Annotated in this window: 16 protein-coding genes; 8 read left to right on the top strand and 8 right to left on the bottom strand. The window is 67.6% G+C overall.

Features of this window, described 5'->3' with window-relative positions:
- Positions 1 to 22: 22 nt before the first annotated feature.
- On the bottom strand, positions 23 to 511 hold the full coding sequence (locus H0X95_RS27050) for a winged helix-turn-helix transcriptional regulator (RefSeq protein ID WP_058901421.1): 489 nt from the start codon (positions 509 to 511) through the stop codon (positions 23 to 25).
- Between the two features lie 187 nt (positions 512 to 698).
- On the opposite strand from H0X95_RS27050, the gene H0X95_RS27045 reads away from it, so the two are divergent.
- Both H0X95_RS27045 and H0X95_RS27040 read left to right on the top strand, forming a co-directional pair.
- The gene (locus H0X95_RS27045) at positions 699 to 1,136 is read left to right on the top strand and encodes a PaaI family thioesterase (RefSeq protein WP_006484216.1); all 438 of its coding nucleotides are present in this window, start codon (positions 699 to 701) and stop codon (positions 1,134 to 1,136) included.
- Positions 1,137 to 1,284: 148 nt separating this feature from the next.
- Positions 1,285 to 2,337 (top strand): NADP(H)-dependent aldo-keto reductase, encoded by a 1,053-nt coding sequence (locus H0X95_RS27040; RefSeq protein ID WP_006495225.1) that lies wholly within the window; start codon positions 1,285 to 1,287, stop codon positions 2,335 to 2,337.
- A 77-nt stretch (positions 2,338 to 2,414) separates the two neighbouring features.
- Here the strand turns inward: H0X95_RS27040 and H0X95_RS27035 are convergent, their stop codons facing one another.
- A complete protein-coding gene (locus H0X95_RS27035; protein WP_059723599.1) occupies positions 2,415 to 3,701 on the bottom strand; it encodes an MFS transporter in 1,287 nt (428 codons plus the stop codon).
- A gap of 35 nt (positions 3,702 to 3,736) precedes the next feature.
- The gene (locus H0X95_RS27030) at positions 3,737 to 5,158 is read right to left on the bottom strand and encodes a M20 family metallopeptidase (RefSeq protein ID WP_048986580.1); all 1,422 of its coding nucleotides are present in this window, start codon (positions 5,156 to 5,158) and stop codon (positions 3,737 to 3,739) included.
- Between the two features lie 162 nt (positions 5,159 to 5,320).
- Here H0X95_RS27030 and H0X95_RS27025 point away from each other — a divergent pair, with 162 nt between their 5' ends.
- The 4 genes from H0X95_RS27025 (at position 5,321) to H0X95_RS27010 (ending at position 9,048) form a co-directional block, all read left to right on the top strand.
- Positions 5,321 to 6,274: a LysR substrate-binding domain-containing protein gene (locus H0X95_RS27025; RefSeq protein WP_060211538.1), complete on the top strand. Its 954-nt coding sequence runs from the start codon at positions 5,321 to 5,323 to the stop codon at positions 6,272 to 6,274.
- Between the two features lie 64 nt (positions 6,275 to 6,338).
- Positions 6,339 to 7,469: a tRNA 2-selenouridine(34) synthase MnmH gene (gene mnmH / locus H0X95_RS27020; protein WP_034201819.1), complete on the top strand. Its 1,131-nt coding sequence runs from the start codon at positions 6,339 to 6,341 to the stop codon at positions 7,467 to 7,469.
- On the top strand, positions 7,466 to 8,524 hold the full coding sequence (locus H0X95_RS27015; RefSeq protein ID WP_006484180.1) for a permease: 1,059 nt from the start codon (positions 7,466 to 7,468) through the stop codon (positions 8,522 to 8,524). The genes mnmH and H0X95_RS27015 overlap by 4 nt, the downstream gene beginning before the upstream one ends.
- Before the next feature lie 101 nt (positions 8,525 to 8,625).
- Complete coding sequence (locus H0X95_RS27010; RefSeq protein WP_196446293.1) at positions 8,626 to 9,048, top strand: hypothetical protein; 423 nt, start codon at positions 8,626 to 8,628, stop codon at positions 9,046 to 9,048.
- Positions 9,049 to 9,085: 37 nt separating this feature from the next.
- On the opposite strand, the gene H0X95_RS27005 is transcribed toward H0X95_RS27010, so the two are convergent.
- Entirely contained in the window at positions 9,086 to 9,919 is an 834-nt protein-coding gene (locus tag H0X95_RS27005; RefSeq protein ID WP_196446292.1) for an ABC transporter permease, read from the bottom strand.
- A gap of 6 nt (positions 9,920 to 9,925) precedes the next feature.
- A complete protein-coding gene (nodI, locus tag H0X95_RS27000; protein WP_048986578.1) occupies positions 9,926 to 10,840 on the bottom strand; it encodes a nodulation factor ABC transporter ATP-binding protein NodI in 915 nt (304 codons plus the stop codon).
- 330 nt (positions 10,841 to 11,170) lie between these two features.
- On the opposite strand from nodI, the gene H0X95_RS26995 reads away from it, so the two are divergent.
- Positions 11,171 to 11,668: a universal stress protein gene (locus H0X95_RS26995; protein WP_006484144.1), complete on the top strand. Its 498-nt coding sequence runs from the start codon at positions 11,171 to 11,173 to the stop codon at positions 11,666 to 11,668.
- 87 nt (positions 11,669 to 11,755) lie between these two features.
- On the opposite strand, the gene H0X95_RS26990 is transcribed toward H0X95_RS26995, so the two are convergent.
- From H0X95_RS26990 to lexA, 3 genes are read right to left on the bottom strand one after another with little or no spacing between them, the layout of a single operon-like run.
- The gene (locus tag H0X95_RS26990; protein WP_196446291.1) at positions 11,756 to 12,493 is read right to left on the bottom strand and encodes a DUF2939 domain-containing protein; all 738 of its coding nucleotides are present in this window, start codon (positions 12,491 to 12,493) and stop codon (positions 11,756 to 11,758) included.
- Positions 12,494 to 12,522: 29 nt separating this feature from the next.
- Positions 12,523 to 12,858: a hypothetical protein gene (locus tag H0X95_RS26985; RefSeq protein WP_006484149.1), complete on the bottom strand. Its 336-nt coding sequence runs from the start codon at positions 12,856 to 12,858 to the stop codon at positions 12,523 to 12,525.
- Positions 12,859 to 12,884: 26 nt separating this feature from the next.
- Entirely contained in the window at positions 12,885 to 13,532 is a 648-nt protein-coding gene (gene lexA, locus H0X95_RS26980; protein WP_006484226.1) for a transcriptional repressor LexA, read from the bottom strand.
- Positions 13,533 to 13,796: 264 nt separating this feature from the next.
- Here lexA and H0X95_RS26975 point away from each other — a divergent pair, with 264 nt between their 5' ends.
- Positions 13,797 to 14,834 carry a sulfate ABC transporter substrate-binding protein gene (locus H0X95_RS26975; RefSeq protein WP_048986575.1) on the top strand — a complete coding sequence of 346 codons (1,038 nt, stop codon included), beginning with the start codon at positions 13,797 to 13,799 and terminating at the stop codon, positions 14,832 to 14,834.
- Positions 14,835 to 14,892 lie beyond the last annotated feature (58 nt).

Here is a 14,892-nt window from a genome sequence, read left to right as displayed (position 1 = left end):
CATCCGCGCACGCAGCGGATCGTCAATCCTCGGCTGCAGGCGCCTCAGCCCCGTCGGACGCGATCCATCCGGGCCCGGGCTCGGGTTGCACGTCACGCGCGTCGAGCGGTTCGCCGCAGGCCGAGCATACGGTCACCGCGTGCATCAGCTGGCCGCAGGTCCGGTGACGCAGTTGCACCGGCGGCCCCTGGCCGTCGTCCTTCCAGCGATCGCCCCACGCCATCAGCGCGAGCAGGGCCGGGTAGAGGTCGAGGCCCTTGTCCGTCAGCCGGTATTCGAAGCGCGGCGGGCGTTCCTGATACGCGCGCTTGACGAGCACGCCTTCGTCGACGAGCCGCGCGAGCCGTTCGGCCAGCACGTGGCGCGTCAGGCCGAGTTGCGCCTGAAACGCGTCGAAGCGGCGGCAGCCGAGGAATGCGTTGCGGAGGATCAGCATGGTCCAGCGGTCGCCGAGCACGGCGAGCGTGCGCGCGACCGAACAGTTCAGCGTGCCGATGTCATCCCATTTCATCGTCGAGTCTCTTGCCTCATGCGGCGGTCTTGCGGCGGTTCAGCGAAATAGCGGGTTCGATTATAGAACCCGCGTTCGGTGGCAACGGGCGCAGTCGCGTTGACAACCGCCGGCATCGTTGACAATAATGAGTTCCAATTTGGAACTTACTCGCGCGGCGACGCGCTTTCAACCCGGAGACAACCCGATGAATCCGCTTTCCCTGTCTGGCCTCGATCTGCTGCGTGCCGCCGTGTCGGGCGACGCGCCCCTTGCGTCGATTTCGGAGACGATTCCGATGCGTCCGCTCGACGTCGAGCTCGGTTACGTGAAGTTTTCGGCGCGGGCGGACGGCCGGCACCTGAACCCGCTGGGCGGCGTGCACGGCGGGTTCGCCGCGACGGTGCTCGATTCGGTCACCGGGTGCGCGGTGCATTCGATGCTCGATGCGGGCGTCGGTTACGGCACCGTCGATCTGCATGTGAAGATGCTGCGGCCCGTGCCGCGCGACGTCGACCTGATCGCGGAAGGGCGCGTGATTCACCTGTCGCGTTCGCTGGGCGTCGCGGAGGGCACGCTGAAGACGCCGGACGACAAGATCGTCGCGCATGCATCGGCGACCTGCTTCATCCAGCGGCCGCAGTGACGGAAGGCGGCGACGCGGCCGTCCAGGCGGGCGCGCGAGGCGCATGGGGCAGCACCGAAGGCCGCTTGTAAGCGTGTGCGGGGCCCATCTGAAGCACGCGCTTCAATGTGATAGCGTTCCTGCTTTCCACCGACGCGACAGGAACAGCATGGAATACCGCACACTCGGCGATTCGGGCCTCGAGGTCAGCCTGATCGGTCTCGGCACGATGACGTGGGGCGAGCAGAATTCGGAGCGCGACGCGCACGAGCAGATCGACTACGCGCTCGGGCAGGGCGTGACGCTGATCGACGCCGCGGAGATGTATCCGGTGCCGCCGAAGCCCGACACGCAGGGCCGCACCGAGCAATACATCGGCACCTGGATCGCGCAGCATCGCGCGCAGCGCGACCGTATCGTGCTCGCGACGAAGATCGCCGGGCCGGCGCGGCAGCCGCACAATCCGCGCCATATTCGCGGCGAGGGCAACCAGTTCGACCGCAAGAACCTGACCGAAGCGCTCGACGGCAGCCTCAAGCGCCTGCAGACCGACTACGTCGATCTCTACCAGCTGCATTGGCCCGATCGCAGCACGACCACGTTCGGCCGTCCCGCGTATCCGTGGGTCGACGACGCGTACACGGTGCCGATCGAGGAAACGCTCGGCGTGCTCGCGGAATTCGTGAAGGCCGGCAAGGTGCGCGCGATCGGCGTGTCGAACGAAACGCCGTGGGGTGTCGCGCAGTTCCTGCGCGCGGCCGAGCGGCTCGGGCTGCCGCGCATCGCGAGCATCCAGAATCCGTACAGCCTGCTGAACCGCACGTTCGAGAACGGGCTGTCGGAATTCACGCATCGCGACGGCGTCGGCCTGCTCGCGTATTCGCCGCTCGCGTTCGGCTGGCTGTCCGGCAAGTACGAGAACGGCGCGCGTCCGGCCGGCGCGCGCATCACGCTGTTCGAGCGTTTCCAGCGCTACAGCAAGCCGCAGGCCGTCGAGGCGACGTCGCGTTACGTCGCGCTCGCGCAGCGTCACGGGTTGTCGCCCGCGCAACTGGCGCTCGCGTTCGTCAACAGCCGTCCGTTCGTGCGCAGCAACCTGGTCGGCGCGACGTCGCTCGAGCAGTTGAAGGAAAACATCGGCAGCATCGACGTGACGCTGTCCGACGAGATCCTCGCCGAGATCGACGCATTGCACGAACGGCAGCCGAACCCGGCGCCGTAAACGGCGCGCGGCCCGCGCGGCAGCGATGCCGCGGCGGGCCGCGTCGGCGGCGCACCGCTGCGCCGTCGTTTTCCGCGTCAGCGCATCTTCAGCCGGGTGCGCGCGACGAACAGCGCGGCGAGGCTCAGCAGCGCGCACCCCATCAGATAGAGCGCCGGCGACAGCCGGTTGCCGGTCGTGCTGATCAGCCAGGTGATGACGAACGGCGCGAAGCCGCCGAACAGCGTGACGCCGGTGTTGTAGCTGACCGCGAGGCCGGTGGCACGCGTCTGCGCCGGGAACAGTTCGGCCATCAGCGCCGGCAGCGCGCCGCAGTACATCGCCTTCAGCGCGCCGATCCAGACGAGTGCGGCGAGCATCGTCGCGAACGACGCGTGGCGCGTGAGCCACGCGAACGTCGGCCATACGGTGACGAGCATCAGCACGGCCGCGACCGCCATCATGCGGATCCGCCCGGTGCGGTCGGACAGATGGCCGACGACCGGCGTGACGAGCGTGAGCACGAAGCCGGTCGCGAGCGTCGCCGCGAAGCCGGTCGACGCAGGCAGTCCGAGCTGCTTGATCGCGTAGGTCGGCATGTACAGGATCATGTAGTTGATCGCGGTCGAGATCACCAGCGCGCCGACCGACAGCAGCAGCCGCAGCTTCTGGTCCACGAACAGTTCGCGCACCGGCGCTTCGGAGCGCGCCTGCGTCTTGAACTCGACGCCTTCGTCGACGTAGCGGCGGATGTACAGCCCGACCGGGCCGATCGCGAGGCCGAACAGGAACGGCACGCGCCAGCCCCAGCTTTCGAGTTGCGCGGAGGTCAGCGTGGCCGTCAGCAGCGCGCCGAAGCCCGACGCGAGCAGCGTCGCGAGGCCCTGGCTCGCGAACTGCCAGCTCGACATGAAGCCGCGCCGCTGCGGCGCGTGCTCGACGAGAAACGCGGTCGAACTCGCGAATTCGCCGCCGGCGGAAAAGCCCTGCATCAGCCGCGACAGCATGATCCCGAGCGGCGCGAGAATGCCGATCGATGCATAGGTCGGCATCAGCGCGATCAGCAGCGTGCCGGCCATCATCATCGCGATCGACAGCAGCAGCGACGCCTTGCGGCCCGCGCGGTCCGCGTACGCGCCGAGCACGAAGCCGCCGATCGGCCGGATCAGATAGGACAGCCCGAACGTGCCGAGCGTCAGCATCAGCGACGTCGCTTCGCTCGTGGCGGGGAAGAACAGCTTGGCGATCGTCACCGCGAAGAAGCCGTAGACGATCAGGTCGAACCATTCGAGTGCGTTGCCGATCGACGCCGCGAAGATGATGCGCCGGATCTTCGCGGCGCTGGGGCGCGCGGCGTCCTGCGAGGTCAGGGTGGTCGTATTCATCGTGTGTGCAGGTCCCGTGAAAGGGGCGAAGCGCGTTACAGGGCGGCGCCGGCCGCGGCGGATGCCGCGCGGCGAACGGGCGGCGCGTCGTCGCCGAGATCCCAGAAGAGGCCGGCCATCATCTGCAGCCCCTCGCTGACGACGCTCGCGAGCAGATGCTCGTCGGGCGCGTGCTGCGAGCACGCCGGGTACGAGTGCGGCACCCACAGCGTCGGCAGCCCGAGCGTGTCCGCAAACACGTCGTTCGGCAGCGTGCCGCCCAGATTCGGCAGGATCGCGGGCTTCTTGCCGGTCGTGCGCGCGAGCGACGCGACGGCCCAGCGCACCCACGGATCGTCCGGCGGCACGCGTGTCGCCGGTGCGCCGCGTTCGACGTCGATCTCGACGTCGGCGAAGCCGTGCGCATCGAGGTGCGCACGCAAGTGCGCATGCAGCGCCTTCCAGTCGGTGCCGACGACGAAGCGCAACTGGCAGTGCGCATACGCGGCGGGCGGGATCGCGTTGACGGGATGCTCCGGATTGCCGGCCTTGAACGCGAGGATCTCGAAGGTGTTCCAGCCGAACACGCGTTCGGCCGCGGACAGGCCGGGCTCGCCCCAATCGGCGTCGAGCGCCGGGTCGCCGGGGCCGCCGCCGACCGCAAGATCGGCGAGCGCGTCGCGTACCGGGGCCGGGATCGGCGGCGGGCGCAGCCCGGCGACGCGAATCGCGCCGCGCGCGTCGACGAGGCTCGCGAGCGCATGCGCGAGCACGATCGCCGGGTTGCGCAGCAGTCCGCCCCAGTTGCCGGAGTGATGCGCACCGTCGCGGGCGCGCAGGCTCAGCGTGAAATTGACCGAGCCGCGCGAGCCGAGGAATACCGTCGGGCGCGCGGCGGCGATGCGCGGGCCGTCGGAGGCGATCAGCACGTCGGCCGCGAGCGCGTCGCGCTCCTGGCGGCACAGCGCGTCGAGGCCCGGCGACCCGGTTTCCTCGCCCATCTCGATCAGCAGCTTCGCGTTGAAGCCGAGCCGGCCGCCGCGCGCGTCGAGCACGCTCGCCAGCGCGGCCAGGTTGATCGTGTGCTGGCCCTTGTTGTCGGCGCTGCCGCGGCCGTACCAGCGGTCGCCGTCGGCCGTGAGCGTCCACGGCGACAGCGGCGCGCGCCACTGCGCGTCGTAGCCGCGCACGACATCGCCGTGGCCGTAGATCAGCACGGTCGGCAGCGCGTCGTCTTCGTGGCGCGACGCGAGCAGGAACGGGCCGCCGCCGTCGACGGGGTTGTCGACGATCCGCGACGTGAAACCGAGGCGGGCGGCCTCGGGCGCGATCTCGTCGGTCAGATAGGCGCGCAGCGCGGCGTCGCTGCCGCTTTCCTGGCTTTCGGTGCGCAGGCCGACGCGGCGGCTCAGGGTTGCGAAGAACGCACCGGATTCGAACTGGTTCAGCGCGTGCTGGATGGCGGCGGTACGGCTCAAAGCGTGTCTCCCGTGTGGTTCCGCTGCGCGCGGGCCGTGCACGCAACGTGAAGTGCGATCGATTCTAGAAAGCCCGTTTTTTTGTCACAATGATCGAATTTCGAACCTTTCTTTGCCGAAAAGGCAAAGCAGCGCGGCCGGATGCGGCGCGGAGACAGAACGATGGCGGCTTTCCTGCATGGGCTGGCGTTGCGGTATTTCGTCGAGGTGGCGCGTACCGGCTCGATCAGCGACGCGTCCGTGCGGCTGCACGTGGCCGTGTCGGCGATCAGCCGCCAGATCGCGAAGCTGGAGAGCGAGCTCGGCGCGCCGCTGTTCGAGCGGCGGCCGCGCGGGATGGCGCTGTCGGAAGCCGGCGAGCGGCTGCTGGCGTTCGCGCAGCGCAGCCTGCTGGAGGCCGAGCACGTGATGAAGGACATCGGCGGGCTCGACGCGCTGCACGGCAGCCTGCTGAAGATCGCATGCTCGGAAGGGTTCGCGATCGACTTCCTGCCCGGCGTGCTCGCGAGCTTCAAGGCGCGCCACCCGGGCGTCGATTTCACCGTGTGGGTCGTGTCGCCGGCGGATGCGACGCGGCGCGTGCGCGACGGCGACGCGGACATCGCGTTGACCTTCAGCCTCGCGCCGGAGAAGGGCGTGCGTGTCGACCACACGGAGCGCGCGCCCGTCTTTGCGCTGGTCCGGCACGATCATCCGCTCGCGGCGCGCGACGCGGTGTCGCTCGCCGATGTCGCGCGCCACGCGCACGTGCTGCCCGAGGCCGGCACGACGGTGCGCCAGCTGATCGACATCGCGTGCGCGCTCGACGGGCTGCTGCTCGAGCCCGAACTGACGAGCAACAATACCGCGGCGATGTACGGCTACGCACGGCGCACCGGCGCGGTGATGTTCACGGGGCTGCTGTCGGTGCGCGATCGCTCCGATGCGGACGGCTTCGTCGTCGTGCCCGTGACGAACCCGCAACTGCGCGAACGCAGCATCCAGGTACAGACGATGGCGGGGCGCGATCTGCCCGCGTCGGTGCGTGCATTTCGCGACCACCTGATCGACGCGATGCAGGCCGCCTCGCCGCCGCGGACTACCGCGCGCGGCCCGGGACGCCGGCCCGTGAGATAATCGTCAATCCGCCCTCCGTGCCCATGCGGCTCCACGAGCCGCATCGCCCCTGTTCGACGCCAAATTGAAGAACCTGATTGTCACCCTCGATCGCGCCGGCGAGTTCGACGAGATCATCGACGTGCGCACGCCGCTCGAGTTCGCCGAGGACCATATTCCCGGCGCGCTGAACGCGCCCGTGCTCAGCAACGAAGAGCGCGTGCTCGTCGGCACGATGTACCGCCAGGTGTCGCCGTACGAGGCGACGCGCGTCGGCGCGGCGATCGTCGCGCGCAACATCGCGCGCCATCTCGACACGACCTTCGCCGACCGGCCGCGCAACTGGCGGCCGCTGATCTACTGCTGGCGCGGCGGCAAGCGCTCGGGTTCGATGACGACCTGGTTCAACCTGATCGGCTGGAAGGCGCGCCAGCTCGACGGCGGCTACAAGGCGTACCGCCAGTCGGTGTGCGCGACCCTCGCGTCGCTGCCGACGCGCTTTCGCTACATCGCGCTGGTCGGCCACACGGGGTGCGGCAAGACGCGCCTGCTGAACGCGCTGCGCGACGTCGGCGCGCAGACGCTCGACCTGGAAGCGCTCGCGTGCCATCGCGGTTCGCTGCTCGGCGCGCTACCGGGCAAGCCGCAGCCGGCGCAGAAAGGGTTCGATTCGGGGCTCGTCGAGACGCTCGGGCGTTTCGACCCTCAATGGCCGGTGTTCGTCGAGTCGGAAAGCCGCCGGATCGGGCTCGTGCAGTTGCCGATCGCGCTGATCGAAGCGTTTCATGCGGGCCCGTGGGTGCAGGTCGAAGCGGCCCACGACGAGCGGATCGCGTTCCTGCTGGACGATTACGCGCACCTGTTCGACGAACCGGACGCGTTCAAGGCGCAGCTTCATCGGCTGATCGGGCTGCACAGCCGCGAAGAGGTGACGCGCTGGAAGGGGCTGATCGATGCCGGCGCGCGGGCCGATTTGTTCACCGAGCTGATCGACAAGCATTACGATCCCGCCTACGCGCGCACTTACCGTGCGACGTACGACAAGCCGAACCGGGCGCTGACGTTCACGTTCCGGCCCAACGCGGCCGACGTGCGCGATCAGGCGCGCATGCTGCTGGCCGAACTCGCGCGCGCCGGGTTGCCGGCATCGGCCGCGCTTGCTGGCGGCGCGACATCCGAAACCGACAAAAACCAATCGACGTTCACCACACGATGACGACCACACGCACCCAACCCAGTCCCGCCCTCGGCTGGATGACCTTCCTGCTGATCGCGGTCGCGGGGCTCTTCTATGTGAAATGGTTCCCGTACTACAACAAGGCGTTCGTTGCCGCCGAGCATCATTCGATCGGCCAGTCGATCCTGATGGGTACGTCGGCGGCCGCCCCCGAGCCGTCGCTGAAGGCGGCGCTCGACTACGCGTGGGCATACGGCAAGGCGATCTGGCAGGCGATGGTGCTCGGCCTGCTGCTCGGCTCGGCCGTGCAGGCGCTGCTGCCCGCGCACTGGGTGGCGCGCGTGCTCGGCCGCACCGGGTTCGGCAGCGTCGCCGCGGGTGGGCTGCTGTCGCTGCCGGGGATGATGTGCACGTGCTGCGCGGCGCCGGTCGTCGCGGGGCTGCGGGCGCGTCATGCATCGCCGGGCGGCGCGGTCGCGTTCTGGCTCGGCAACACGGTGCTGAACCCGGCCGCGCTGGTGTTCATGGGCTTCGTGCTCGGCTGGCACTGGAGCGCGCTGCGCCTCGTGCTCGGCATCGCGATGGTATTCGGGATCGGCTACCTGCTGAACCGCATCGCGCGTCCTGAAGACCGCAATATCGACGATGCCCAGCTCGCCGCGCTGGCGGCCGAACAGGCCGCGGCCGGCAATCCGTTCGTCCGCTGGATGAAACTGCTCGCGCGCATGGCCGTGCGGCTCGTGCCCGAATACATCGTGCTCGTGCTGCTGCTCGGCGCCGCGCGCGCGTGGCTGTTTCCGCATATCGGCCCGGACATCGGCAATCATCTCGGCTGGATCGTCGCATTCGCGGTCGCGGGCATGCTGTTCGTGATCCCGACGGCCGGCGAGGTGCCGATCATCCAGGCGATGCTGTCGCTCGGCATGGGCGTCGGTCCGGCCGCCGCGCTGCTGATGACGCTGCCGCCGATCAGCGTGCCGTCGCTCGCGATGCTCGCGCGTTCGTTCAAGCCGACCATGCTGGCGATCGTCGCGACGCTCGTCGTCGTGTTCGGGATCGCGAGCGGCTTGCTCGCGATCGCGTTCGGGTTCTGACGCACGCAAACGGCGCGCCAGTCGCGCGCCGTCGTCGTATTCATCCGGCGCCGCGGCTTCACGCGTGCGGCGCCCTTTACAAGAAGCAAACAGGAAAACGCATGACCCAACCGAAGATTCATCCTCGACTCGAAAAGGCGCTGACGCGCGGCGATCTCGCGATCCGCCAGGCCAATTCCGCGCGGGCGACTGCCGTGCTGCAAGCGCTCGGCACGATGGTCATCGAGGCCTCCGCAACGATCGGTGTCGAGGCCAGCATCGACATTCCGCAAGGCGATCGCATCTACGATCCGGTCAACGGCCTGTGGCCGCAGAAGATGCTGGTGTCGTTCGACGGTCCGGTGGACGAAGCCGACAAGGAAGAACTGCGCACCGTGTATCTGGTGGCCGACGATCCGGGTACGCAGTTCCGCGTCGAATGGCATCGCGCGGACGGCAAGCTCGGCCGCCAGGAAGGCGGCCCGCTCGCGACCGTCGCGTTCCTGACCGACGTCGAAATTCCGTGGAGCGACGACGACGAGTAACGTCGTCGCATGAAGCCGGCGCCCGGTGCGCCGGCCGTCAGCGCATCATCCGCCGCCGGAACAGCCATGCGGACAGCAGGAATCCGCCGACCGCGTAGCCGGCGAGCACCGCGACGTGCAGCGCGATGTCGGTCGCCCGCCGGCCGAGCATCGCGGGCCGGATCAGCTCGACCGCATTCGCGAGCGGTAGCGCCCGCGCCGCGTGCTGCGCGATCGGCGGCAACTGCGTGATCGGGAAAAACACGCCGGACAGCAGCAGCATCGGCGTCAGCGCGAGCGTCTGATAGAACATGAAGAAATCGTAGGACGGCGCGAGCGCCGTGACGATCATCGCGATGCTGGCGAACGCGAGGCCGGCCAGCGCGATCACGGGCAGCACCGCGAGCATCGACGGAAACTGCGCGTAGCCGAGCCCGCCCGCGACCAGCATGATCGCGCCCCCTGACAGCATCGCCTTGCTGGCCGCCCACACGATCTCGCCGAGCACGATGTCGCCGAGCGCGAGCGGCGTGTGCATGATCGCTTCCCACGTGCGCTGCACGTGCATCCGCGAGAAACCCGAATACATCGACTCGAAGCTCGCGGACATCATCACGCTCGACCCGACCGTGCCGGCCGCGAGGAACGCGATATACGACACGCCGTCGACATGGCCGAGCATCAGGCCGAGTCCGAAACCCAGCCCGAACAGGTAGATCATCGGATCGGCGAGATTGCCGAACATCGACGCGAGCGCGAGCTTGTGCCACACGAGATAGTTGCGCCGCCAGACGGCGATCCAGTTGCTCGCGTTCGCGGGCATCGCGATCGCGAAGCGCGACTCGCGCGGCGGGGCCGATGGCGTGGTGGCGGAATAGTTGCGGACGTCCATGGTCGATCAGTCCTGCATTTCGCGGCCCGTGAGCCGCAGGAACACATCTTCCAGATTGGCCGGCCGATGCAGATAGCGCAACCCCGCGCGGCCCTTCAGGCGCGCGCTGAGCGGTTCGGGGTCGCTCACATAGCAGAACAGCGTCTCGCCGCTGATCTCCGTGTGCTTCGCGAACGCCGACAACTCGTCGCGCAGCGCGGCCGGATCGGGCCCGTAGATCTCGATCACGTCGCAGCCGATCTCCGATTCGATCAGCGCATGCGGCGCGCCTTCGGCGATCTTGCGGCCTTCCTCGATCACGCACAGCCGATCGCACAGCCGCTCGGCTTCTTCCATGAAGTGCGTGGTGATCAGGATCGTCTTGCCGCGCGCAAGCAGCGAACGCAGCCGCTCCCACATCAGGTGCCGCGCCTGCGGATCGAGGCCCGTCGTCGGCTCGTCGAGCACCAGCACGTCGGGATCGTTGACGAGCGCACGGGCGAGCGTGAGGCGGCGCTTCATGCCGCCCGACAGCTCGCCGACCTTCGCGTCGGCCTTGTTTTCCAGCTTCGCGAATTCGAGCAGCGGCGGCACGAGCGCGCGTGCGGCGTGCGCCGACATCCCGAAATAGCGGCTGAAGACGAGCAGGTTCTCGCGTACGGTGAAGTCGGGGTCGAGATTGTCGAACTGCGGGACGACGCCGACCCGCTGGCGTGCATGTCGCGCCCGCGATGGAACCGGTTCGCCGCACAGCGAAATGGTGCCGGCATCGGGGTGCGCGAGGCCGAGCAGCATCTTCAGCGTGGTCGTCTTGCCGGCGCCGTTCGGCCCGAGCAGGCCATAGCATTCGCCGGCCTTCACGTTGAAGGACAGACCGTTGACGACCAGCTTGTCGCCATAGCGCTTTTCGACGTTGCGGAAATCGATCGGTGCGACGGACATGGGCAGGTTGTCGTTGTAAGCGGGCGCGTTCCGTTGCCCGAGCGTGGCCGGTTTGCGAACGGATCGGACGGATGCGTGTCACATGGGCATGACCGAAGCGCACGACGCCAGCGTACGGTGGCCCGCTGGAGTATGAACGGGCCATTCTAGTGCATCGGCTGCATCGCTTCAGGGCATGCCTGCCCGGTGCGATGCAAGCGCGCACCGATCGTGCACCGCATCATCGCGCACGCGCCGCGCGGGGCGAATCAGCGTTTTCCATCCCTTGCGTCCTGAATTGCGGCGCACCATGATGAATGCGTAGGCTCGTTGTCGCGATAGGGAGGTCTCATGGCTAGCTACAACAAGATTTTGCTGTGTTACGACGGCACGCTCGAAGGGCGCAAGGCACTGCGCTGCGGGGCCAATCTCGCAATGGACCTGAAGGCCGAAACGCATTTGCTGTCGGTCGTCGACATGCGTTCGAGCATTGCGCAAAGTGCAGGTTTGCTGACCGATGTCGCATGCGGCCGCTTCGAGGAAACCGCGCGCGAAATCCTGCAGGAAGGCGTGAACTGGCTGCGTGAGCGCGGCGTACAGGCCGAAGGCCATTTCGCGTTCGGGTATCCGATCGACGAAATCGCGAATCTCGCGTCGGAGCTGAAAGTCGACCTCGTCGTCGTCGGCCACCGGTGCCGCAGCGGATTGTCGAGATGGTGGATGGGGTCGGGCAATACGCAACTGCTCGATCGCGTGAACTGCAGCATCCTGGTGGCGTGTTCGTCGGCGGAAGAGCAGAAGGCCGAAATCGCGCGCGAGCGTGAGGCGGCCACGGCGAACGGCAAATGATCTAAAGACTGGACGACTGCGTGACCGGCGATACGTGCCGGTCACGCACCGCGCTGCATCAGCACGGCAGGCGTCCAGAGCGGCCTGCTACGCATGCAGGTCGATCCCGGACAATTTCCACGAGAACAGCCCGAAGCGGTGAAAGATCGCCGCATAGCGTGTGCCGTCGACACTGCGCTGATACGTCACGACGAATTCATCGATATTTCGGTAGCCCGCGCTGGTTTGCTGCTGGTGCGGCGCTTGCGTGGCTTCGCTCGGGCTGGCCGGTGCGGCCGGTGCGGCCGGTGCGGCAGGTGCGGGCGCCGGCGACGATGCCGCCGAAGCGACCGCGTTGCTGCCCGATACCCCCGCACTTGCCGGCGCCGGATTGGCGGGCGGTGCGGCAGGCGTGGTGCCGGGTGCATTGCCTGCCGGCGGCTGATTCGACCACTCAGGCGGACGTTCGCCCGGATTGCCGCGCGGCGGCAATCCGCTCATCAGCGCGGCGACGCCTTCCGGCGTCGCGTACGCATCGACCAGCGGACCGATCAACGCGGACCCGATCAGCGCGCCGATCACCGCGAACGGGTTGTTCTTCTTCACTGCGTCGATCCGGCGCATCAACTCTTCCGTGACCTGCTGCTTCAGGCTGATGCGCAGCGATGGAAAGTCGACATACTCGCTGATCGCCTGCGCATCGCGCGCATCGATCGCCGATTTCAGGCGACCGAGCGCGACATACGGCGACGCGTACGCATAGCCGAGCGCCGCAATGACGGCGACGATCAGCGCGACGATCAGCAGGGGCTTGAGTCGCCCTGTACGGCGCGGCGATTCGGTCACGTTGCCTCCGGTGCGGGAAGGTTCCGCAATCAGAGACCGCCCGGCGTGGCCGATCGTTCCTCTGCGATGCAGCGATCGATCATTCGGCAGACGGCATCGATCGTGCCGACCATGATCAAGCGCGACCGGCCGTGATAGACGCGCACCGGCGCGCGGCGTGCGGGTTCCGCGTGATTCAGACCGGCGTTCAGCGATACCCGCGCGAACGCGGGCAGCGCTGACGGCAGCAGGGACGCCTGCCGTTCGACTGCGACTTCTTCATGCACAGGCGCCGCCGCGGACAGCGGTGCGCAGGGCGTGCGGCCGCGCAGATGACGCAGGCGACCGAATTGACGGAAAGGCAGCAGGCGGGCAAGGCGTTCCATGATGTTCTCCTGAGCGAGACGGAATGTCAGAGTTCGCCCGAGCGAATCAGCCCGACGGCGATGCCTTCCAGCGCGAAATCCGCGCTGCCGGCCTTGACGAAGATGTTTTCGTAATCCGGGTTCTCCGCGATCAGCTCGAGGCCGCCGGGCCGGCGCATCAGGCGCTTGACCGTGACGTCGTCGCCCAGACGCGCGACGATGATCTGGCCGTCCTTCGCTTCCGTGCGCTTCTGCACGGCGAGGAGGTCGCCGTCGAGAATGCCGGCGTCGCGCATCGACAGGCCGCGCACCTTCAGCAGGTAGTCGGGCTTGCTGGTGAACAGCGCGGGATCGCACGCGTAGTGCTGCGAGATGTGCTCCTGCGCGAGGATCGGGCTACCGGCCGCGACGCGGCCGACGAGCGGCAGCGACAGTTGCATCAGCGCGGCGTGCGGCAGCGTGAACTGGTGCGGGGCGTCGTCGACGCCGAGCAGCCGGATGCCGCGCGACGCACCGGCGGCCAGCTCGATCACGCCCTTGCGCGCCAGCGCGCGCAGGTGCTCCTCGGCCGCGTTCGGCGAGCTGAAGCCCAGTTCGGCCGCGATCTCGGCGCGGGTGGGCGGGAATCCGGAGCGCTCGATCGCGCGACGGATCAAGTCGAACACTTGCTGCTGACGGGCGGTGAGTTTGGTCATGGCTTAACTGTATGGATAGACAGTGAGCTGTATTTTTATACAGTACTTGGTGAATTTCAAGTGTTACTTGAGGTTCGACGCGATCGCGCCGGTTCCGGCGCGATTTCGCGACGCCCGGACGCCGGTTTATCCGCCGCAACCGTCCATCCCGTCTGCGTTAGCACTTTTGAGTATTAAAAAATGAGGAACGATTATTTTTAATCATGTAACCCGTTCGATAGACTGGCCCGACATCGCAATACCGACAACACTGGAGAACCAAGGATGGCGAAGCGCAACACGGGGCTGGTGGGCGGAGTGGGCCGCCTGATCGCAACACTCGCGCTGGGCGCGGCGGCGGCGCTGGGCGTCGTGACGCATGCCCAGGCCGATACGACTTTCCTGAACGTGTCGTACGACCCGACGCGCGAGCTGTATCAAGATTTCAACCAGGCGTTCGGCAAGGAGTGGAAGGCGAAGACGGGCGAAACGGTCAATTTCAAGCAGTCGCACGGCGGGTCGGGCGCGCAGGCGCGCTCGGTGCTCGATGGCCTGCAGGCCGACGTCGTCACGCTGGCGCTCGCCTACGACATCGACGCGCTCGCGAACAAGGGGCTCGTGGCCAAAGATTGGCAGAAGCGCCTGCCCGACAACGCGTCGCCGTACACGTCGACGATCGTGTTCCTGGTGCGCAAGGGTAATCCGAAGGGGATCAAGGACTGGGACGACCTGACCAAGCCGGGCATCTCGATCGTCACGCCGAACCCGAAGACGTCGGGCGGCGCGCGCTGGAACTACCTGGCCGCGTGGGCATACGCGCTGCACAAGCCGGGCGGCAACGAGCAGACGGCGAAGGAATTCGTCACGAAGCTCTACAAGAACGCAGGCGTGCTCGATTCGGGCGCGCGGGGCGCGACGACGAGCTTCGTGCAGCGCGGGATCGGCGACGTGCTGATCGCATGGGAAAACGAGGCGTTCCTGTCGGTCAAGGAATTCGGCACCGACAAGTTCGAGATCGTCGTGCCGTCGGTGAGCATCCTGGCCGAGCCGCCCGTCGCGGTGGTCGACAAGGTGGTCGACAAGAAAGGCACGCGCAAGCTGGCCGAGGCCTACCTGAATTTCCTGTACAGCCCGCAGGGCCAGGAAATCGCCGCGCGCAACTACTACCGGCCGCGTTCGAAGAACGTGTCGGCGGAGCTGACCAAGCAGTTTCCGAAGCTGAAGCTGTACACGGTCGACGACACGTTCGGCGGCTGGACGAATGCGCAGAAGACGCATTTCGCGGACGGCGGCGTGTTCGACTCGATCTACAAGCCGCAGTAACGCCATAACGACAAGCGGCGCGCCACGACAGCGCGCCGCATCCCCGACGGCCCGCCGG

Origin of the sequence: Burkholderia sp. 9779_493 (assembly GCF_015712215.1) — a bacterium.
GTDB lineage: Bacteria > Pseudomonadota > Gammaproteobacteria > Burkholderiales > Burkholderiaceae > Burkholderia > Burkholderia cenocepacia.
The sequence above is the reverse complement of the archived record's forward strand: the minus strand, read 5'-3'. Positions and strand labels throughout refer to the sequence as shown.